This is a genomic window from Streptomyces sp. NPDC002309 (genome assembly GCF_053593375.1).
Map to the genome: position 1 here is coordinate 1 of NZ_JBSFCI010000037.1, position 20,927 is coordinate 20,927.

A 20,927-nucleotide genomic window follows, 5' to 3' on the forward strand; every position below is an offset into this window, starting at 1 on the left:
CGTCCAGCGGCCGGATCTCCGCCGCGTACGACGACAACGCACCCGACACCGTCTCCAGACCGTCCGCGAAACCGTCCGCCCGGTCCATCACCGGCTTCGTCGTCGCGAACAACCGCTCCGCCTCCGGAGCCCGGTAATACGCCGACAACCCCTGGAACCGGGAATGCACATCCGATCCCGCGTCACGGACACCGCCCGCGTCCTTCCTCAACGCCGCGTGATCCAGCTCCAACTGCGCCAGATTGCCGGTGAACTGCGGAATCTGCTCCGGATTGATCACGCTCAACCGCCCCCGCTCGTCCGCGTGTCATCGGATCAACTCTCGATCCGATCATCACATGGGAGGGGGGCTGACTTCCTGGCCGGTGCGGAGTCTGTTACCAGAGTGGGAAGTTACGCCGCGCTCGCGTCCTGGGGCCGCCGTAGCTCACCGGCGGGCCGGGAGACGAGTCCTCGGTCAGCAGGATGCCGCCCAGGGCCGCTCCGCCGACGCCGCCGCCGGCGTGAGGGCCCGCCCCGGACATGGGGGTGCCGTGCACGCGCACGTCCTGCTCGGCCAGGTGCAGGGCGCTGCGGGCCAGGGTGTCGGCGGTGAGCGGGTCCTCGGTCAGCCGCCGCCGGGCGGTCGCGAGGCGCGTGCGGGCCTCGGCCCCCACCACGCCCCGGTGCGTGGCGACGAAGTCGTCCGCCCCGGCCGTCGCGCTCCGGGCGACCAGCTCGCCGGCCACGGCCAGCACCCCGCCCCGCTCCGCCGCGACCGGCGCGAGGGCCCGCACGACCCGGCGCAGGGCGTCGAGAGGGTCGTACCGTCCGGCGGTCAGCGTCTCGCGGACGGCGGCCAGGACGGCATCGGCGTGCAGGACGCGGGAGTTCAGCTCACCGACGGGAGTCCGCGCGTCGTCCGCCGGGCCGGCCAGGCGCCGCCGCGCGCCCGCGATCTCCCCCTCCGCCCCCGTCAGGGCCGCCCCCGTCAGCCTTCCGGCCGTCGACAACTCCTCGGCGAGGCGCTCGACAGCGGTCCCGAAGGTCGCCGCCTGGGCGATCGCGGCCTCGGCCGCGCGCAGATGGGCGGCGGCGCGCTCGGGTTCGTCGGCGACGGCGGCCTGATGGGCCTGGTTGAGGTGGGCGGTGGTGAACACCAGCCGGTCCTTGGCCTGTTCGACGTGGCCGACGACCGGGGCGGACGCCGTGGACGCGTAACGCCTGCCGAGGTCGGCCAGCACCCACTCGGCGACCGACGTACGGCCCGCCACCTCACGGAACCGCGTCTGTGCCGCCTCCAGCGCGGACCGGATGTCCTGTTCCAGGCCGCGTACCGCGTCGAAGCCCGCCGCTTTTGCGTCCAGCCGCCGTCCGGCCTCCGTGCACCGTCCGACGATCCCGGCGAGCGCCTGCCGCCGGGCCGCGGCCTCGGAGGGGAGCCCGTCGTCGTACCGCTGCCGTATCGCGCACGCGGCCGAGAGTTCCCACTCCGCGTCCCGTACCGCCCTTGCGAAGGGCTCCAGCGCCTGGGGGGCGGATGTGGCACCGGCGGCGGCGAGTTCCTCGCGGGAGGCGCGCACCCAGTTGTCCGCCTCGACCAGGGATGCCCGCGATTCCGCGTCGAGTCCGGCCAGGGGGTGCGACGGGGCGGGGGCCGTGGCGGACGGGGAGCCGCCCGGGGTGGTGCGGGCGCGGGTGCGCCGGGTCCGGCGAAGGTAGGTGTACCCGGCCAGGACCGTCGCCGCGCTCAGGGCGAGGAGCGGGAGGACGAGGTCGGCGGTGGAGGTCTTCTCCACGTCCTCCTGGGCCGCCGCGCCCGAGGCGGGGGCGGCGGGCGCGAGCGCGGCCGGGCGGTCACCGCTCGACGTGGCGGTCAGCTCGGGCCACACCAGCCACAGGATCGCGATCACTCCGCCGATCAGCGTGTGCGCGACCCGCACGGATATGTGCGCGGTCGGGGGCCGGGGCCGGCGGCGGATCGAGGAGGGTGTCACATTCCGGAGCGTATGAGCAGGAATGCGACTCCGCGAGTGGTGTGCGCCTCTTGTGGGACCGGCCGTTCCGAAGACTCCGGCCACTCGCGCGCCGGACACCGTGGCCCGCACGGGCTTCCTCGCCGCCGCCACCCGTTCGCGTGAGCGCACAGGGTGTCCCGTGCGCCCCGGTGTCGCCGATTCGTCAGACAGTCGTCATATGAGCTTTGCCCCCAAGGGTGCTCCCGTTAGTTGTGGGGTGGCTGTGGGAGGCCTACGTTCCACGGCACTTCCCCTATTTCTTGTGAGGGTCACCGATCCATGCGCGCTCTACTCACCAGCAAGATCGCCCGCCGTGCCCTGCGGCCCGTCACCGCGCTCATCGACCAGCGCATCCAGCGTGAGGTCCGGCGCGTCGTCGGAAACACCTCCTACGACGCCGTGCAGCAGGAGCTGAAGAAGGTACGCGCCCGCCAGCGCCCCCTGGAGCTGTATTTCGACGGCACCGGGCGCGGTGCGTCACGGCTGCCGTCGACGCCTCATCTGAACCGGACGATCGCGGAGTTGACCCATGTCACCGGGAACGGGGAGGGCGCGGAGCGGGCGGTTGCGCAGGCGTTCCGGCTGCTCATCGCGATGGAGGCGCTGGGCGTCGGTCGCATAGCCGGCGGCACGATGAACATCTGCGGCAAGCTCTCCGCCGTTCCGTTGCTCGACCCGCCGAACGACGAGATCCTGGAGATCGGCACGCTGTACGGCATGTTCGGCGCGGCCCTGATCCGGATGATGGAGCGCGAGGGGCGCGACCCCCGGCTGACGATCGTGGATCCGCTGGCCGGTCAGCAGCTGCAGCCGGGCACCAGCATGGGCGGTGACGTGACGGGCACGCCGGTGCGGGAGGCCGCCGTGCGCAGCAATCTGGCACTGGTGGGCGCGGCCGGTGCCGCGACCCGGATCCACCAGGGTTTCTCCGAGGACCCCGAGGTGCGGGCCGCCGTCTCCGACCGGTCCTACGGAGTGGTCGTCGTCGACGGCGACCACTCCGCCGAGGGCGTGGCCCAGGACCTGGAGTGGGCCGAGCAGATCGTCGCCCCCGGCGGGATCGTCGTACTCGACGACTTCGGGCACCCGAAGTGGCCGGGCATCAAGGAGGCCTTCGAGAAGCACATGGCCACCGACACCCGGTTCACCTTCCTCGGGCAGGTCGCGCACTCCGGCTATCTGCGCGCTTCAGCCTCCTGACGACGCGGACCGCCGGCGGATCCTGTCCCCCAGCCAGACCAGCGGGTCGTACTTGCGGTCGACGGCCCGCTCCTTCAGCGGGATCAGCGCGTTGTCGGTGATCTTGATGCCTTCGGGGCAGACCTCCGTGCAGCACTTGGTGATGTTGCAGTAGCCGAGTCCGTGCTCGTCCTGGGCGGCGCGCTTGCGGTCCAGGCCGGACTCGGCCGCCTCGTCCAGCGGATGCATGTCCAGTTCCGCGACCCGCATCAGGAAGCGCGGGCCGGCGAACGCGGGCTTGTTCTCCTCGTGGTCCCGGACCACATGGCAGGTGTCCTGGCACAGGAAGCACTCGATGCACTTGCGGAACTCCTGCGAGCGGTCGACGTCCTCCTGCATCATGCGGTACTCGCCCGGCCTGAGACCGGCCGGCGGCACGAAGGCCGGGACCTCCCGCGCCTTGTCGTAGTTGAAGCCGACGTCCGTCACGAGATCCCGTACGACCGGGAAGGCGCGCAGCGGGGTGACGGTGATCGTCTCCTGGCGGTCGAACACCGACATCCGGGTCATGCACAGCAGCCGGGGGCGCCCGTTGATCTCGGCCGAGCACGAACCGCACTTGCCGGCCTTGCAGTTCCAGCGCACCGCCAGGTCGGGGGCCTGGGTGGCCTGGAGGCGGTGGATGATGTCCAGCACCACCTCGCCGTCGTTGACCTCGACCTGGAAGTCCTCCAGGCCGCCACCGTCCGTGTCGCCACGCCACACCTTGAAGCGGGCCTCATAGCTGCTCACTCGTACAGCTCCTCTTCGGCGAGGTACTTGACCAGCTCCTCCTTGTCGAAGAGGGCGAGCAGGTCGGAACGGATGGGTTCGGTGTCCTCACGGGTGAGGGCGATCCGGCCGTCGACGGAGTCCGTCGCCGGCCCGTCCGTCGGGTCGGTGAGCCGGCACAGCAGGTTGACGCGGCGCCATCGGCGCTCCATCGACGGGTGGTCCTCGCGGGTGTGGCCGCCGCGCGACTCGGTGCGCTCCAGCGCGGCCCTGGCCACGCACTCGCTGACCAGCAGCATGTTCCGCAGGTCCAGCGCGAGGTGCCAGCCGGGGTTGAACTGACGGTGCCCCTCGACGCCCGCGCGCCGTACCCGTACCCGCAGCTCGGCCAGCTTCTTCAGGGCCTGCTCCATCTCCGCCTCGCGGCGGATGATGCCGACCAGGTCGTTCATCGTCTGCTGGAGCTCCTGGTGCAGGGTGTACGGGTTCTCCGGGGGGCCGCCGGCCGGCTCCTCGTTCTCCGCCTCGGCGGAGAACGGGCGCAGCGCCTCCGCCGCCGCCGAGTCCACCTGGCCGTCGTCCGCCCGGGGCCGGCCGGCCGTCAGCCCGGCCGCGTACGCGGCGGCGTGCAGTCCCGCCCGGCGGCCGAACACCAGCAGGTCGGAGAGCGAGTTGCCGCCGAGCCGGTTGGAGCCGTGCATCCCGCCGGCCACCTCACCGGCCGCGTACAGCCCGGGCACCCCGCGGGCCGCCGCCGTGTCGGACTCGACGGCGATGCCGCCCATCACGTAGTGGCAGGTGGGCCCGACCTCCATCGCCTCGGCGGTGATGTCGACGTCGGCCAGCTCCTTGAACTGGTGGTACATCGACGGCAGCCGGCGCTTGATCACCTCGGCGGGCATCCGTGTCGACACGTCCAGGAAGACACCGCCGTGCGGGGAGCCGCGGCCCTCCTTGACCTCGGAGTTGATGGCGCGGGCGACCTCGTCGCGGGGGAGCAGTTCGGGGGGACGGCGGTTCGTGTCCGGGTCCTCGTACCAGCGGTCGGCCTCGTCCTCGGTCTCGGCGTACTTCTCCTTGAAGACGTCCGGGACGTAGTCGAACATGAACCGTTTGCCGTCGGAGTTGCGCAGCACGCCGCCGTCGCCGCGGACGGACTCCGTGACGAGGATGCCCTTCACCGAGGGTGGCCAGACCATGCCGGTCGGGTGGAACTGCACGAACTCCATGTTCAGCAGCGGCGCCCCGGCCAGCAGCGCCAGCGCGTGACCGTCGCCCGTGTACTCCCACGAGTTCGACGTGACCTTGAAGGACTTGCCGATGCCGCCGGTCGCGATCACCACGGCGGGGGCCTCCAGCACGAAGAACCGGCCCGACTCCCGCTCGTAGGCGAAGACACCGCTCACCCGGGAGCCGTCCTTCAGGACACGGGTGACCGTGCACTCCTGGAAGACCTTCAGACGGGACTCGTAGTCGCCGGTCTCGCGGTGGTCCTCCTGCTGGAGGGCGACGATCCGCTGCTGGAGGGTGCGGATCAGCTCCAGGCCGGTGCGGTCGCCGACGTGGGCGAGGCGCGGGTACTCGTGGCCGCCGAAGTTGCGCTGGGAGATCCGGCCGTCCTTCGTACGGTCGAACAGGGCACCCCAGGTCTCCAGCTCCCACACCCGCTCCGGGGCCTCCTGGGCGTGCAGTTCGGCCATCCGCCACTGGTTGAGGAACTTGCCGCCGCGCAGGGTGTCACGGAAGTGCACCTGCCAGTTGTCGTGCGGGTTGGCGTTGGCCATCGCGGCGGCGATCCCGCCCTCGGCCATCACCGTGTGCGCCTTGCCGAACAGCGACTTGCAGATCACGGCCGTGCGGGCACCCCGCTCGCGCGCCTCGATGGCGGCGCGCAGTCCGGCGCCGCCCGCGCCGACCACGACGACGTCCCACTCCTGTCGCTCGACCACGGACATCAAGAAGCCCCACTCATCTAGAAGAAGCGCGGATCGTCGAAGACCCCGGACGCGACGAGATAGACGTAGAAGTCGGCGAGCGCCACGCTCACCAACGACGCCCACGCGAGCTGCATGTGGCGGGCGTTCAGTTTCCCGACCCACTGCCACATCCGGTAGCGCACCGGGTGTTTGGAGAAGTGCTTGAGCTTGCCGCCGACGATGTGCCGGCAGGAGTGGCAGGAGATCGTGTACGCCCAGATCAAGACGATGTTGACGAGGAACACCAGGGTGCCGAGGCCCATGTGGCCCCACGCGTAGTTCTCGTCGCGGAAGGCGAGCACGGTGTCGTACGTCAGGATGCCGGCGACGAGGATCGCGGCGTAGAAGAAGTACCGGTGGACGTTCTGCAGGATCAGCGGGAAGCGGGTCTCACCGCTGTACTTCTTGTGCGGCTCGGCCACCGCGCAGGCCGGCGGGGACGCCCAGAAGCCCCGGTAGTAGGCCTTGCGGTAGTAGTAGCAGGTCAGCCGGAAGCCGAGCGGGAAGATCAGGATGATGATCGCGGGCGAGATGCCCCACCAGCCCCCGAAGAGCTCCCAGTTGGGCCCTCCCTTCATCGGCTCGCAGTTCTCCGCCAGACAGGGGGAGTAGAAGGGCGAGACGTAGGGGGCCGCGTAGTAGTCGGTGTTCGCGAAGGCCCGCCAGGTCGAGTACACGATGAAGGCGAACAGCCCGGCGGCGGTCGCGGCGGGCGCCAGCCACCAGCGGTCGGTCCGCAGATGCGGGGCTCCGATCGCGGCGCGCGAGGCCGAGCGTACGCCGCCGCCAGGGGGATGGGGATCTGTGGTGGTGGGTTCCGTACCAGTGGCCAAGGTGTGACTCCGGTCGGTCGGGACTCGGGCCGGTCAGGGTGCGCGTCGGTCGCGGGCGCCGAGTCCCTCGTCGTCCGTGTCGACCCACAGGCTGTTGTCGTACGGGGTGTCCGGGATGGTGACGAGTTCGGGGCGCCGTGGCGCGGCGGGGGAACTGGCCGCCTCGCGGAGGAGCGCGACACTCTCGCGCAGGTGTTCGCAGTCGGTGCGGACGCGGCGTATGTCGAGCCCGCCGGTGCCGAGCAGCTGCTCCAGACGGCCCAGCGACCGGGACAGGTCGTCCAGGCTGCGCCGCACCGCCGTCAGTTCGTCGTGCACGGACATGACGTGACCTCACTTCCGTCGGCACGGTGGCCGTGGGTGGCAACGGTCATGCGCCTGCGAGTGTTGCGCGTCACACCTGCCGCTGGGAAGGGACGTGCACCGATTGGCCGAGGCGTACGGGTGCATCCCGTGGTGTGTTGCGCCGCACGGGTGGGCTTCCCGGCGGTCGTCGCCGTGTCGCCCGGTGTTGCTGAACCCTTTCCTCTTCAGTGGCCGCATAAAGCCGAAACATCTGATCAGCTCCATATACCACCAAAAGTGATCGTAACCCCCGCGGCTCCCGGAGGTATCCAGAGATGTCTCACGACGGCGTCACACTGCGCGCGGTGATGCGCTCGGTCGCCTTCCTCACCGCGGGTGTGCTCGCGGTGCCCGCACTGGCCGGGTGCGGTTCGGACGACGAGGCGGACAAGCCGCTGGCCGGGCAGGACATCGCGTCGGCCGGCCGCGCGCAGGTCGCCGACGGCGGCACCGTGCGCTGGGCGGTGGACGCCGTACCGGACACGCTCAACACCTTCCAGGCCGACGCCGACGCGACCACCACGAGGATCGCGCAGGCCGTGCTGCCCTCGATGTTCCGGCTCACCGAGAGCGGGCGGCCGGAGATCAACCCCGACTACCTCGAATCGGCGAAGGTCGTGAAGACCGAGCCCCGGCAGGTGGTCCTCTACAAGCTCAACCAGCAGGCCGTCTGGAGCGACGGGCGGGAGCTCGGCGCGGCCGACTTCGCCGCCCAGTGGCGGGCCCTGTCCGGGAAGGACAGCGCCTACTGGACCGCGCGCAACGCCGGGTACGAACGCATCGAGCGGATCGAGCGGGGCGGCAGCAACCTGGAGGTCAAGGTCACCTTCAGCAGGGCCTACGCCGACTGGAGGTCGCTGTTCTCGCCGCTGTACCCGAAGGAGGTCATGGGCACGCCCGACTCCTTCAACGACGGGGCCCGCACCAAGCTCAAGGTCACCGCCGGGCCGTTCACCGTGCGGAGCGTGGACAAGAAGAAGGACCAGGTCGTCCTCGTCCGCAGTCCGCGGTGGTGGGGCGAGCCGGCCAAGCTCTCCGAGATCGTCCTGAGCGCCGTACCGCGCGAGAAGCGGGCCGAGGCACTGGCCGCCGGGACCGTCGACCTCGCCGACATCGACGCGGCCACCGCCCGGCGCGTGGACCTCGCCGGACGCGCCCAGGCAAGCGCCGCGCCGCAGGGCGGCGCGGCGGTGGCCGCGGACGCGCAGACGCTGGGCCGCTACGAGGTCCGCAAGTCGCTGGAACCGGCCTACACCCAGCTCGCCCTCAACGGCGCCGCCGGTCCGCTCGCCGACGAACGCGTCCGCCGGGCCGTGGCCCGCGCGCTGGACCGCAAGGAACTGGCGGAGGTCGTCCTGGAGCCGCTGGGACTGCCCGCCGAGCCGGTCGGCAGCCACCTCGCGCTGGCCGGGCAGGAGGCGTACGCCGACAACAGCGGCGCGCTCGGCGGCGAGGACACCAAGGAGGCGCAGGCGCTGCTCGCCGACGCGGGATGGGTGCGCGGCGGGCCGCTGAAGGAGCCGAAGAAGGAGAAGGCGGCGGGGCCGCAGGGCGCCTCCGCGTCACCGGAGTCCGGCGAGTCGCCGGCCGAGGACGACGGGACGTACATCGTCGGCGAGGACGGGAAGGCGGGTGACGATCCGCGGTGGCGTGACCACCCGGAGCACCCCCGCAACCTGGCCCAGGACGGCAAGCAGCACGTCCAGCAGGGAGGCGGGGCGCAGGGCGCGTACGCGCCCCAGGGCACCGCGGCCCCGGGCCCCGCGGCCGGACCGCTCGCCAAGGACGGCAAGCCGCTCACGCTGCGCTTCGTCCTGCCCTCGGGAGTGGGGTCCACCACGCTGCACCAGGTCGCGGACCGGATCTCGCGGATGCTGAAGCGGGTCGGCATCAGCACGGAGACGACCAAGGTCCCCGACGGGAGCTACTTCAAGGACCACATCGCGAACGGCCAGTACGACCTCGCCCTGTACTCCTGGCCCGCCTCCGCGTTCCCCGCGACCGACGCCCGCCCGATCTACGCCAAGCCGGTACCCGCGGCCGACGGCTCGCTGAGCATCGAGCAGAACTACACGCGGATCGGCACGGACCAGGTCGACCAGCTCTTCGACCAGGCGGTCGCCACGCTGGACGAGGAGGAGTCCCGCGACCTCGTCCGCAAGGCCGACTCCCGCATCTGGGCCGCCGCCGGCTCCATCCCGCTCTACCAGCGCCCCCAGCTGACCGCCGCGCGCAAGAATCTCGCCAACACCGGCTCCTTCGGCTTCGCGACCCCGGTGTACCAGGACATGGGCTTCCTGAAGAAGGCCGAGCCGCCGGCGAAGGCGGCGAACGGGAGCTGATCCCGCACCCTCCCGCCCGGTCCGGCGCCGGTGGCACCCGTGGCGTCGGGCCGGGTCCTGCCGTGCCCCCACCTGCGCCGACGTATCCCCGCAAGCCCCACCCGCGGCAGCCCCGTACGATGGGGTGAGGCCGTGGCGTGTCAAGCCCGGCAGGGCGCGCGTAACCAGTCCTACGCGCAGCCGTCCTCACCACCCGGGAGAACGCCGCATTATGGCCACGCGCCACGACATCCGCAACGTCGCCATCGTCGCCCACGTCGACCACGGCAAGACCACCATCGTCGACGGCATGTTGAAGCAGGCCGGCGCCTTCGCCGCGCACCAGCTCGACTCCGTCGACGACCGCATGATGGACTCGAACGACCTGGAGCGTGAGAAGGGCATCACGATCCTCGCCAAGAACACGGCGGTCAAGTACCACCCGAAGGACGGCGGGGACCCGATCACGATCAACATCATCGACACCCCTGGCCACGCCGACTTCGGCGGCGAGGTCGAGCGCGGTCTGTCGATGGTCGACGGTGTCGTGCTGCTCGTGGACGCCTCCGAGGGCCCGCTGCCGCAGACCCGCTTCGTGCTGCGCAAGGCGCTCCAGCAGCGGCTGCCCGTCATCCTGTGCATCAACAAGACGGACCGTCCCGACTCGCGCATCGACGAGGTCGTCAACGAGACCTACGACCTCTTCCTCGACCTGGACGCGGACGAGGACCAGATCGAGTTCCCGATCGTCTACGCCTGCGGCCGTGACGGCGTCGCCTCGCTGACCAAGCCGGAGAACGGCACGGTCCCGGCCGACTCCGACAGCCTGGAGCCGTTCTTCTCGACGATCCTTCAGCACATCCCGGCCCCGACCTACAGCGACGAGGCCCCGCTCCAGGCGCACGTCACCAACCTGGACGCGGACAACTTCCTCGGCCGTATCGCGCTGCTCCGCGTCGAGCAGGGCGAGCTGCGCAAGGGCCAGACCGTGGCCTGGATCAAGCGCGACGGCTCGGTCAGCAACGTCCGCATCACCGAGCTGATGATGACCGAGGCGCTCACCCGCAAGCCCGCCGAGAAGGCCGGCCCCGGTGACATCTGCGCCGTCGCCGGTATCCCGGAGATCATGATCGGCGAGACCCTCGCCGACACCGAGAACCCGATCCCGCTGCCGCTGATCACGGTCGACGAGCCGGCGATCTCCATGACCATCGGCACCAACACCTCGCCGCTGGTCGGCCGCGGCGGCACCGGCAAGGGCGCCGACGCGAAGGCCGCGGTCAAGGACCGCAAGGTCACCGCGCGCCAGGTCAAGGACCGTCTGGACCGCGAGCTGGTCGGTAACGTCTCGCTGCGCGTGCTCGACACCGAGCGTCCCGACGCCTGGGAGGTGCAGGGCCGCGGTGAGCTGGCGCTGGCCATCCTGGTCGAGCAGATGCGCCGTGAGGGCTACGAGCTGACCGTCGGCAAGCCGCAGGTCGTCACCCGCGAGATCGACGGCAAGACGCACGAGCCGGTCGAGCGCATGACGATCGACGTGCCCGAGGAGCACATGGGTGCCGTCACCCAGCTCATGGGCGTCCGCAAGGGCCGGATGGACAACATGTCGAACCACGGCTCCGGCTGGGTGCGCATGGAGTTCGTGGTGCCCTCCCGCGGCCTCATCGGCTTCCGGACGGAGTTCCTGACCCAGACCCGCGGCACCGGCATCGGCCACTCCATCCACGAGGGCTTCGAGCCCTGGTTCGGCACCCTCCAGACGCGGAACAACGGCTCGCTCGTGGCCGACCGCTCCGGTGCCGTGACGGCGTTCGCCATGACGAACCTCCAGGAGCGCGGTGTGCTGTTCACCGAGCCCGGCACGGAGGTGTACGAGGGCATGATCGTCGGCGAGAACTCGCGCTCCGACGACATGGACGTGAATATCACCAAGGAGAAGAAGCTCACGAACATGCGGTCGTCCTCGGCCGACTCGTTCGAGGCGATCGTCCCGCCGCGCAAGCTGTCCCTGGAGCAGTCCCTGGAGTTCTGCCGCGACGACGAGTGCGTCGAGGTCACCCCGGAGGCCGTTCGCATCCGCAAGGTCAACCTGGACGCGCGTGAGCGTGCCCGGGCCGCGAGCCGCGCCAAGCACGGCTGACGGGCCTCAGAGGGCCCCTCTCGCGGGACCCGGCTCTCTCCGTGAGGGGAGAGAGCCGGGTCCTCGTGTTGGGCGTTTTCAGGAGCTTGTGGGCGAATCTTGAAGCCCTGTTCGGATATCGGTGTCCTGGCGATCAAGTTTCGGACATGTAAACAAAAATCCCTCCTGGTATGTCCGAAAGGTCGATTTCTTGTCTCACCTGTCAAGCGCGCGCAGGTGTCAATCTTTGCAATTTTTGCTCAAAAAATGGACGCGAGGGAGATCCCTGTGTCTTCCGCCCTTGACGCGCGTTGATGCACTTGGCGAAAGTTCCCTCAAACCACAGAACCTGCCGGTATCTGTGCTGCGCTCAACTCTCCAACCCCCCGGGGGACGAACACGATGACCAGTCCAATCAACGCCGAGGGCTCCGGGTCCGCGGCTGTCTTGGACCCTGAGCTCGCAACGACCCCTGAGGTCGCCAAGGGCGTGAAGCAGCCCGAGGGTCGTTCCCCCGGCCAGTTGATGTGGCAGCGCTTCAAGCGGGACCGTACTGGGATGATCTGCGCCGGCGTGGTGATTTTCTACTTCGTCGTCGCCCTCGCGGCGCCGCTGCTGACCATGATCAGCGGCACCGACCCGTACACGCTGTACGGCCAGGACCCCACCTACGCCGACAACCCCGTGCTGGACGACTTCGGACTGCCGCTGGGCTGGTTCGGCGGCGTCTCGGGCGACCACTGGTTCGGTGTGGAGCCGCAGTACGGACGCGACCTGTTCGCAATGCTCGTGTACGGCATGCGCACCTCGCTGTTCATGGCGCTCGGCGTGACCACGCTGCTGATGGCCACCGGCATCATCGTCGGACTCGTCGGCGGCTACTTCGGCGGTCGCACCGACTACTGGCTGGGCCGGGTCACCGACTTCTTCCTCTCCTTCCCTCAGCAGCTGTTCTTCATCGCCTTCATGCCCGTGGTGACCGCGTTCTTCGTGGACCCGCGGGAGGAGACGCCCACCTACTTCAGGGCGCTGGCGATCCTGATCGTGCTGTGGCTGCTGGGCTGGATGAGCATGGCGCGTATCGTTCGCTCCACGGTGCTCTCGCTGCGCGACCGGGAGTTCGTCGAGGCGGCCAAGGTCTCGGGCGCGTCCCCGGGGCGGATCGTCCGCAAGGAGATTCTGCCGAACATCGTCTCCCCGGTGCTGATCCAGTTCACGTATCAGTTGCCCGCCGTCATCCTGACCATCGCCTTCCTCTCCTTCGCCGGAGTCGGGTTCGTCGAGCCCACACCGGACTGGGGACGACTGTTCGCCGCCGGCGCCAAGTACGCCGAGCAGAATCCGGCGTTCATGTTCTTCCCGGGTGTGGCGCTGGTCATCTTCATCCTGTGCTTCAACCTCCTCGGAGACTCCGTACGGGATGCCTTCGACCCCAAGTCCGGGCGCTGAATCGTCCATTGGTGGGGGGTGGCTGCCGCCCCCGCGTCGGCCTGCCAGCCGCGTCAGGCAGTACTCATGGATAACAACCGACAGGTAGGTGCATACACCGCTATGAAGTCGTTCACCTCGCGCAGAACCAGCGCCATAGTCGTCGCCCTCGCGGCGGGCTCGCTGGCCCTCACCGGCTGCTCCGAGAACAAGGGCGCCACCAGCAACAAGGACTCCAAGAAGGACCAGAAGGAGGCGGCGACCCAGTCGAGTGCCGTCACCTACGCGGACGCCGCGGCGTCCACGGGTCCGGCCAAGGAGGTCCCCGGCGCCAAGAGCGGCGGCACCATCCAGGTCTACCAGGAGGCGGGGCTGTCCCACCTGGACCCGGGGCAGATCTATGTCTCCGACGCCGGCCAGATCTCCAACCTGATCTTCCGCGGCCTCACCAACTTCTCCGAGGACGGCAAGGGCGGCGTCTCGGTCGTGGGCGACCTCGCCACCGACTCGGGTAAGTCCTCGGATGGCGGCAAGACCTGGACGTACACGCTCAAGGACGGCATCAAGGACCAGAACGGCAACGAGATCACCTCGGCCGACATCCGCCACACCTTCGAGCGTCAGTTCTCCGAGCTCATCATCGACGGCCCGCCCTACGTGCGGAGCTGGCTCGCCGGCACCAAGTACAAGGACGACCCGAAGAAGCTGCTGCCGGACGGCGGCTATGGCAAGAAGCACCTGCCGGACTCCGTCCTGGAGACCCCGGACGACAAGACGGTCGTCTTCCACTTCGACACGGCGCGCCCCGACCTGCCGCAGACCCTGGCCATGCCGGGCTACTCCGTTGTTCCGGAGAAGACCGACACCAAGGCGAAGTACGACAAGGCCCCGGTTGCCGTCGGCCCGTACAAGATCGCCGAGTACAAGGTCGGCAAGTCCCTCAAGCTCGTCAAGAACGACCAGTGGGACCCGAAGACCGACTCCGTGCGCCGCCAGTACGTGGACGGCTGGAACGTCCAGTTCGGTGTCACCGAGTCGACGCAGACCAAGCGTCTGATCTCCGACCAGGGTGACGCCAAGAACGCCATCCAGTTCACCGGTGGTGTCGAGTCGACACAGATCCAGTCGGTCATCGGTGACCCGGCCGTGAACAAGCGCACGATCAAGGGATACCAGCCCTACGTCATGCAGCTGACGTTCAACCTGGACCGGGTCAAGAACAAGACGGTCCGTGACGCCGTCACCTACGCGGTGAACTCCAAGTCGCTCATCGCCGGCGAGGGTGGTGCCTACGGTGGTGACGTCGCCCCGAACCTGTTCGCTCCCACCCTGCCGGGCTACGAGGCCGACTACGACCCGTACGGCCGTCTGAAGACGCCGCAGGGCAACATCGCGAAGGCCAAGGAACTCCTGAAGGACGTCCCGGCCGCCGAGAAGAAGCTCGTCTTCGCCTACGGAAACAGCGAGGCCGGCCAGAAGCGCAAGGTCGCCATCGAGGACGCGCTGGGCAAGGTCGGCATCGACGTGGTCTCCAAGGAGATCGACGCGGCCAGCTTCTACGAGCAGATCGGCAAGCTGGACAACCCCTACGACATCTACATCACCGGCTGGGGCCAGGACTGGCCCTCCCCGGGCACCGTCGTGACGCCGATCTACGACCCCTCCCTGGTCGGCGACGGTCAGTCGAACTACTCCCACGTCAAGGACCCGAAGATCCAGGAGTTCATCGACAAGGCGCTGACCCAGGAGCCGACTGAGGCCGCCAAGACCTGGCAGGAAGCGCACCGCTACATCCTGGAGGAGGTCAACGTGGCCGCTCCGCTGTGGTACACCAAGCAGTTCCAGCTCTACGGTTCGAACATCGGTGGCGCCCGGTACAGCACCGAGTCGAGCTACATCGACCTCAACGGTCTGTTCCTGAAGTCGTAACTCTCTACGGCTGATCGCGGGGGTGCGCGCCTGTTAGGGCGCACCCCCGCGGATCCGTGAAACCTGTCTACCGATTCCGCAGAGAGCAGCCTTCCTGCCATGCTTCAGTTCATCCTTAGGCGCACGGTCGGTGCCGTCGTCACCCTGTTCCTGATCGGTGCCGCCACGTTCTTCCTGTTCGTCGCCGCGCCGTCCGACTACGCGTCTCTGGCCTGTGGCAGGGACTGCTCGCCCGCGAGACTCGAGGACATCCGCCACGCCCTCGGGCTCGACCTGCCGATCGCCACGCAGTTCTGGCAGTTCATGTCGGGCATCTTCATGGGCCGCGACTTCCCGACCGGTCACTGCCCCGCTCCGTGCCTCGGTCAGTCGTTCTACTCCGGCGACATGGTCTGGGACACGATCATGGACCGTTTCCCGCTGACCCTGTCCCTCACCTTCGGCGCGCTGCTCGTCTTCCTGACGATCGGCATCGGTGCCGGCATGCTCGCCGCCTACCGTCGTGGCACCGCGGTCGACAAGATCGCCACGGGTACGTCCATGGTGCTCAGCTCCATGCAGATCTACTTCCTCGGCCCGATCGTGCTGCTGATCTTCGTGTACAGCACCGGCTGGGTGGAGGACCCCAAGTACATCCCGTTCACGGACGACCCCTTCGGCTGGCTCGCCGGACTGTGGATCCCGATGGTCGTGATGGCCACCATCTTCACCGCGCAGTACACGCGTATGGCGCGTGCCTCCCTCATCGAGCAGCTCAGCGAGGAGCACGTGCGCACCGCGCGGGCCAAGGGCATGCCGAAGCGGTACGTCTTCTTCCGATACGCCTGGCGCGGCTCCCTCATCCCGATCGTCACCGTGCTGGGCATCGACATCAGCTCCCTGCTCGGCGGCGGCGTGGTGACCGAGCTGACCTTCTCCCTGCAGGGCATCGGCCGCCTCGCGGTCGACGGCGCGGTCAACAAGGACCTTCCGCTGACGATGGGTGTCATGCTCGTCGGCGCCTCCTTCATCCTGCTGCTGAACATCCTTGCGGACGTCGCGTACGCCTGGATCGACCCGCGCATCCGGCTCTCCTAGGAAGAACGAACCACCGTGACCACACTGACCAAGACCGAGGACGCCCCGGCCCCGACCGGGCCCGAGAGCTTCCTCTCGGTCCGTGACCTGCGGGTGCAGTTCTCCACCGAGGACGGCATCGTCAAGGCCGTCGACGGCCTGTCCTTCGATGTCGAGCGCGGCAAGACCCTGGGCATCGTCGGCGAGTCCGGATCCGGCAAGTCCGTCACCAACCTGACCATCCTCGGACTGCACAACCCCCGGTCCACCACCGTCGACGGCGAGATCGTCCTCGACGGCAAGGAACTCGTCACCGCCACCGAGAAGGAGCTCGAGAAGCTCCGCGGCAACAAGATGGCGATGATCTTCCAGGACCCGCTGACCGCGCTCTCCCCGTACTACACGGTGGGCCGCCAGCTGTCCGAGCCGTACATGAAGCACACCGGCGCCTCCAAGAAGGAGGCCAAGGACCGGGCGATCCAGATGCTGGAGAAGGTCGGCATTCCGCAGCCCAAGACGCGCTTCGACGACTACCCGCACCAGTTCTCCGGCGGTATGCGCCAGCGCGCGATGATCGCCATGGCGCTGATGTGCGACCCCGACCTGCTGATCGCCGACGAGCCGACCACCGCGCTCGACGTGACCGTGCAGGCGCAGATCCTGGACCTGCTCAAGGACCTCCAGCAGGAGTTCGGCACCGCGATCATCTTCATCACGCACGACCTCGGCGTCATCTCCAACATGGCCGACGACCTGCTGGTGATGTACGCGGGCCGGGCCGTGGAGCGCGGCAGCGTCAAGGAGGTGCTGCACACCCCCCAGCACCCCTACGCCTGGGGCCTGCTCAGCTCCATGCCGCGGCTCGACAGCGACATCGACCAGGCGCTGACGCCCATCCCGGGCTCCCCGCCCTCGCTGCTCAACCCGCCGTCGGGCTGCCCCTTCAACCCGCGCTGCGCCTACCGGTCGCATGTCTCGGGCAACCTGTGCACGGAGGTACGGCCGCCGCTAGGCGAGGGCCGCGCCGCCGCGTGTCATCTGACGGGCGAGCAGAAGCAGACCATCTTCATCGACGAGATCCAGCCCCGGCTGCGCTAGGGAGAACCGAGATCATGAGCGACAACCTCACCCTCCCCTCACAGCAGGCCGCCACGGGCACCGGGACGGAAGCCCTTCTGGAGGTCCAGGGGCTGACGAAACACTTCCCGATATACGGCGGGTTCCCGATCAAACGCCGGGTCGGCGCCGTGCAGGCCGTGGACGGCGTGGACCTGACGGTCGGCGCCGGCGAAAGCGTGGGCCTGGTCGGCGAGTCCGGCTGCGGCAAGTCCACGACCGGCCGGCTGATCACCCGGCTGCTGGAGCCGTCGTCCGGCCGGATCACGTACGCCGGGCAGGACATCACGCACGCCTCCCGCCGCCAGCTCGCGCCGGTGCGGTCCGAGATCCAGATGATCTTCCAGGACCCGTACTCCTCGCTGAACCCGCGGCAAACCGTCGGCACGATCATCAAGTCGCCGATGGAGGTCAACGGGATCGATCCGGCGGGCGGCCGGGAGAAGCGCGTCCGGGAGCTGCTGGAGCTGGTCGGCCTCAACCCCGAGCACTACAACCGCTTCCCGCACGAGTTCTCCGGCGGTCAGCGTCAGCGCATCGGCGTGGCCCGCGCCCTCGCGCTGAACCCGAAGCTGATCATCGCCGACGAGCCGGTCTCCGCGCTGGACGTGTCGATCCAGGCGCAGGTGGTCAACCTGCTCAAGAAGGTCCAGGAAGAGATGGGCATCGCCTTCCTCTTCATCGCCCACGACCTGGCCGTGGTGCGGCACTTCTCGCAGCGGGTCGCGGTGATGTACCTGGGCAAGGTCGTCGAGGTCGGCGACCGGGACTCCATCTACAACCGGCCCCGGCACCCGTACACCCACGCGCTGCTCTCGGCGGTCCCCGAGGTCGCCGTCGACGACGAGGCCGAGCCGCGTGAGCGGATCCGGCTCTACGGCGACGTGCCCTCGCCGATCCACCCGCCGTCCGGCTGCCGCTTCCGCACCCGCTGCTGGAAGGCGCAGGACAAGTGCGCGACGGAGGAGCCGCCGCTGGTGCAGATCTCCGGCAACCGGGACGGCCACCTGACGGCCTGCCACTTCCCGGAGGAGCCCACCACGGAGGCCCGTGCCGAGGACGTCATCCTGGACCCGGCGCTGCGCGCGCTGGAAGAGGCCCACGACCAGGACTGACCCGTCACGAAGCCCCCGGGTACCGGTGAACGACGACCGGTGGCCGGGGGCTTCGTGGTGTCCCCGGCGGGACGACCCCTAACCCGCCCGGCCCGCGACGGTGATGATCTCCGGGCTCGCGGGGGTGACCGGTCCCCGGTCCCAGTCGCCGTACCGCTGTCGCACGGCGAGGCCGGCCTCGGCGAGGAAGCGGTCCAGGGCGGCGACGTCCAGGAACCTGATCGTGCTGTCGCTGACCTGAGGCAGGTCCCAGCGCGGGCCCTCGAACGTCTCGGTGAACGAGACCCGCTCGCCCCGGACCGGCCCCTGCGTCTCGTACCGGACCCGTACGACGTCGCCGTCGGGGCCGTGCACCTCGCTGAACCGCTCCGGGGTCCACGTCTCCCAGGCGCGGGCGGCCGGATTGCGGGTGTCGAAGACGAACCGCCCGTCCGGCCGCAGGCTCTCGCGGACCGCGGCGAGCGCGAGCCGCAGCTCCTCGTCGCCCAGCAGTTCCTGGAAGGCGTGCCCGGTCATGACGACCAGGTCGAACTCCTCGCGCCAGTCGGCGCAGCGCAGGTCGCCCAGCACCCACTCCACCCGGCGGGTCCCCCGGCGGCCCTGGACGAGCATCGCGGCGGCCGGATCGAGCCCGGTCAGCCGGCCCTCGTGCCCCGCCCGGCGGGCCCGGGCCAGCAGCCGTCCGGTGCCGCAGCCGACGTCCAGCACGCTCTCGGCGGACAGCGCCAGACCGAGGAAGAAGTCGTCACCGGGCCCCCAGGGATTGAGCGCGTCGTACAGCCCCGCGAGGAAGGCGTCTCCGAAGGAACGATCAACCATCCGGGCAGTGTGCCTGCTGTACGGCAGATCAGTACACAGATCGGGGATTTACGCCGGAAGAACGGATGCCGCCCGCCGCCCGCCGCCCGCCGCCCGTCGCACCCCGCAGCGCCGTCCCCGCGCCCGCGGCACGGTCCGCCGGACAGGCTCTAGCCCAAAGGGCGGCTCCCGTGTGCGTTACCCACCGTATGCGTCGATATTGGCTGATAGCGGGTCAGGGCAGTGGTGGACAACGGTTCGGCGTCCCGGCGCCGGCGGCGGCGGATCCTGAGGAGGCACCCCATGCGTGGAGCACGGCATGCCCGGTGGGCCGCGTGTGCGGCGGCGTTCGCCCTCGTGGGCGCCGGCTGTGGCGGAGGAGGCGGCAGCGGCAGCGGTGACGGGGGAGCGGTGCTCAGCTCCTCGTGGGGCGACCCGCAGAACCCGCTGGAGCCCGCCAACACCAACGAGGTGCAGGGCGGCAAGGTCCTCGACATGATCTTCCGCGGGCTGAAGAGGTACGACCCGGTGAGCGGCAAGGCCGAGGACATGCTCGCCGAGTCCATCACCACGGGCGACTCGCAGAACTTCGCCGTCACCGTCAAGGACGGCTGGACCTTCAGCGACGGCGAGAAGGTCACCGCCCGCTCCTTCGTCGACGCCTGGAACTACGGCGCGAGCCTGAGGAACAACCAGCGCAACGCCTACTTCTTCAGCTACATCGACGGCTACGACGAGGTGCACCCGCGCAGCGGCGGCAAGCAGAGCGCCGACACGCTGTCCGGTCTGCGGGTCACCGGCGACCGGACCTTCACGGTACGGCTGAGCCAGAGGTTCTCCAGCTTCCCCGACACCCTCGGCTACGCCGCCTTCGCCCCGCTGCCGCGCGCCTTCTTCGACGACCACGCGGCCTGGCTGAGCAGACCGGTCGGCAACGGCCCCTACACCGTCGACTCGTACGTCAAGGGCTCCCAGATGTCGCTGCGTGCCTGGAAGGGCTACCCGGGCCCCGACAAGGCGCACAACGACGGCGTCGACCTCAAGGTCTACACCGACAACAACACCGCCTACACCGACCTCATGGCCGGCAACCTGGATCTGGTCGACGACGTCCCCGCGGCCCAGCTGAAGAACGTGAAGACGGACCTCGGCGACCGCTACCTCAACACCCCGGCCGGCATCCTCCAGACCCTCGCCTTCCCCTACTACGACAAGAACTGGGACAAGCCCGGCACGGACAAGGTCCGCAAGGGCCTGTCCCGGGCGATCGACCGGGAGCAGATCACCAAGACGATCTTCGCCGGGACCCGCACCCCGGCCACCGACTGGACCTCACCGGTGCTCGGCGAGGAGGGCGGCTACAAACCGGGGCTGTGCGGCGAGTGGTGCGAGTACGACCCGGCCGCCGCGCGGAAGCTGATCGAGGAGGGCGGCGGCCTGCCCGGCGGGCAGGTCAAGATCACGGTCAACGCGGACACCGGCTCGCACAAGCAGTGGGTGGACGCCGTCTGCAACTCCATCAACAACGCCCTCGACAACGACCGCGCCTGTGTCACCGACCCGGTCGGCACCTTCGCCGACTTCCGCGGCCGGATCAGCGACAAGGAGATGACCGGCCCGTTCCGTGCCGGCTGGCAGATGGACTACCCGCTGATCCAGAACTTCCTCCAGCCGCTCTACTACACCGACGCCTCCTCCAACGACGGCAAGTGGTCCGACGGGAAGTTCGACGAGCTGGTCGACAAGGCGAACTCCGAGACCGACGCCGCCGCGGCCGTACGGACCTTCCAGCAGGCCGAGGAGGTGGTCCGGGACAACATGGCCGCCATCCCGCTCTGGTACCAGAACGGCAGCGCAGGCTACTCGGAGCGGCTGTCCGACGTGAAGCTCAACCCGTTCTCCGTACCGGTCTACGACGAGATCAAGGTCGGCTGAGGCGGCGCC

At 69.3% G+C, this 20,927-nt stretch carries 15 protein-coding genes and 1 pseudogene; 9 read left to right on the top strand and 7 right to left on the bottom strand.

The window, feature by feature from the left end; translation table 11 throughout:
- Positions 1–280, bottom strand: a pseudogene (locus tag ACWCPM_RS27110) (hypothetical protein); the annotation flags it as partial.
- A gap of 97 nt (positions 281–377) precedes the next feature.
- A complete protein-coding gene (locus tag ACWCPM_RS27115) occupies positions 378–1,976 on the bottom strand; it encodes a hypothetical protein (RefSeq protein ID WP_450978866.1) in 1,599 nt (532 codons plus the stop codon).
- Between the two features lie 300 nt (positions 1,977–2,276).
- On the opposite strand from ACWCPM_RS27115, the gene ACWCPM_RS27120 reads away from it, so the two are divergent.
- Positions 2,277–3,197, top strand: coding sequence for a class I SAM-dependent methyltransferase (locus ACWCPM_RS27120; RefSeq protein WP_450978867.1), 921 nt, complete (start codon positions 2,277–2,279; stop codon positions 3,195–3,197).
- On the opposite strand, the gene ACWCPM_RS27125 is transcribed toward ACWCPM_RS27120, so the two are convergent.
- Genes ACWCPM_RS27125 through ACWCPM_RS27140 form a run of 4 tightly spaced genes read right to left on the bottom strand, consistent with a single transcriptional unit; the run spans position 3,186 to position 7,080 of the window.
- Positions 3,186–3,968, bottom strand: coding sequence for a succinate dehydrogenase/fumarate reductase iron-sulfur subunit (locus ACWCPM_RS27125; protein ID WP_450978868.1), 783 nt, complete (start codon positions 3,966–3,968; stop codon positions 3,186–3,188). The genes ACWCPM_RS27120 and ACWCPM_RS27125 overlap by 12 nt on opposite strands.
- Complete coding sequence (locus ACWCPM_RS27130) at positions 3,965–5,902, bottom strand: fumarate reductase/succinate dehydrogenase flavoprotein subunit (protein WP_450978869.1); 1,938 nt, start codon at positions 5,900–5,902, stop codon at positions 3,965–3,967. The genes ACWCPM_RS27125 and ACWCPM_RS27130 overlap by 4 nt, the downstream gene beginning before the upstream one ends.
- A 17-nt stretch (positions 5,903–5,919) precedes the next feature.
- The gene (locus ACWCPM_RS27135; protein ID WP_450978870.1) at positions 5,920–6,756 is read right to left on the bottom strand and encodes a hypothetical protein; all 837 of its coding nucleotides are present in this window, start codon (positions 6,754–6,756) and stop codon (positions 5,920–5,922) included.
- A gap of 33 nt (positions 6,757–6,789) precedes the next feature.
- Positions 6,790–7,080, bottom strand: coding sequence for a hypothetical protein (locus ACWCPM_RS27140; RefSeq protein ID WP_450978871.1), 291 nt, complete (start codon positions 7,078–7,080; stop codon positions 6,790–6,792).
- 296 nt (positions 7,081–7,376) lie between these two features.
- Between ACWCPM_RS27140 and ACWCPM_RS27145 the strand changes: the two genes are divergently transcribed.
- The 7 genes from ACWCPM_RS27145 to ACWCPM_RS27175 all read left to right on the top strand — a co-directional run bounded on the left by ACWCPM_RS27145 (position 7,377) and on the right by ACWCPM_RS27175 (position 18,185).
- Entirely contained in the window at positions 7,377–9,443 is a 2,067-nt protein-coding gene (locus tag ACWCPM_RS27145) for an ABC transporter family substrate-binding protein (RefSeq protein ID WP_450978872.1), read from the top strand.
- A gap of 211 nt (positions 9,444–9,654) precedes the next feature.
- Entirely contained in the window at positions 9,655–11,562 is a 1,908-nt protein-coding gene (gene typA / locus ACWCPM_RS27150) for a translational GTPase TypA (RefSeq protein ID WP_450978873.1), read from the top strand.
- A 381-nt stretch (positions 11,563–11,943) separates the two neighbouring features.
- Complete coding sequence (locus ACWCPM_RS27155; protein ID WP_450978874.1) at positions 11,944–12,990, top strand: ABC transporter permease; 1,047 nt, start codon at positions 11,944–11,946, stop codon at positions 12,988–12,990.
- Between the two features lie 102 nt (positions 12,991–13,092).
- Positions 13,093–14,898, top strand: coding sequence for an ABC transporter substrate-binding protein (locus ACWCPM_RS27160; RefSeq protein WP_450978875.1), 1,806 nt, complete (start codon positions 13,093–13,095; stop codon positions 14,896–14,898).
- A gap of 99 nt (positions 14,899–14,997) precedes the next feature.
- Positions 14,998–15,975, top strand: coding sequence for an ABC transporter permease (locus ACWCPM_RS27165; protein WP_450978876.1), 978 nt, complete (start codon positions 14,998–15,000; stop codon positions 15,973–15,975).
- A gap of 15 nt (positions 15,976–15,990) precedes the next feature.
- Positions 15,991–17,052 carry an ABC transporter ATP-binding protein gene (locus ACWCPM_RS27170; protein ID WP_450978877.1) on the top strand — a complete coding sequence of 354 codons (1,062 nt, stop codon included), beginning with the start codon at positions 15,991–15,993 and terminating at the stop codon, positions 17,050–17,052.
- A 14-nt stretch (positions 17,053–17,066) separates the two neighbouring features.
- Positions 17,067–18,185, top strand: coding sequence for an ABC transporter ATP-binding protein (locus ACWCPM_RS27175; protein WP_450978878.1), 1,119 nt, complete (start codon positions 17,067–17,069; stop codon positions 18,183–18,185).
- A 78-nt stretch (positions 18,186–18,263) separates the two neighbouring features.
- On the opposite strand, the gene ACWCPM_RS27180 is transcribed toward ACWCPM_RS27175, so the two are convergent.
- Positions 18,264–19,004 (bottom strand): class I SAM-dependent methyltransferase, encoded by a 741-nt coding sequence (locus ACWCPM_RS27180; protein ID WP_450978879.1) that lies wholly within the window; start codon positions 19,002–19,004, stop codon positions 18,264–18,266.
- A gap of 282 nt (positions 19,005–19,286) precedes the next feature.
- Between ACWCPM_RS27180 and ACWCPM_RS27185 the strand changes: the two genes are divergently transcribed.
- Complete coding sequence (locus ACWCPM_RS27185) at positions 19,287–20,918, top strand: peptide ABC transporter substrate-binding protein (protein WP_450978880.1); 1,632 nt, start codon at positions 19,287–19,289, stop codon at positions 20,916–20,918.
- Positions 20,919–20,927 lie beyond the last annotated feature (9 nt).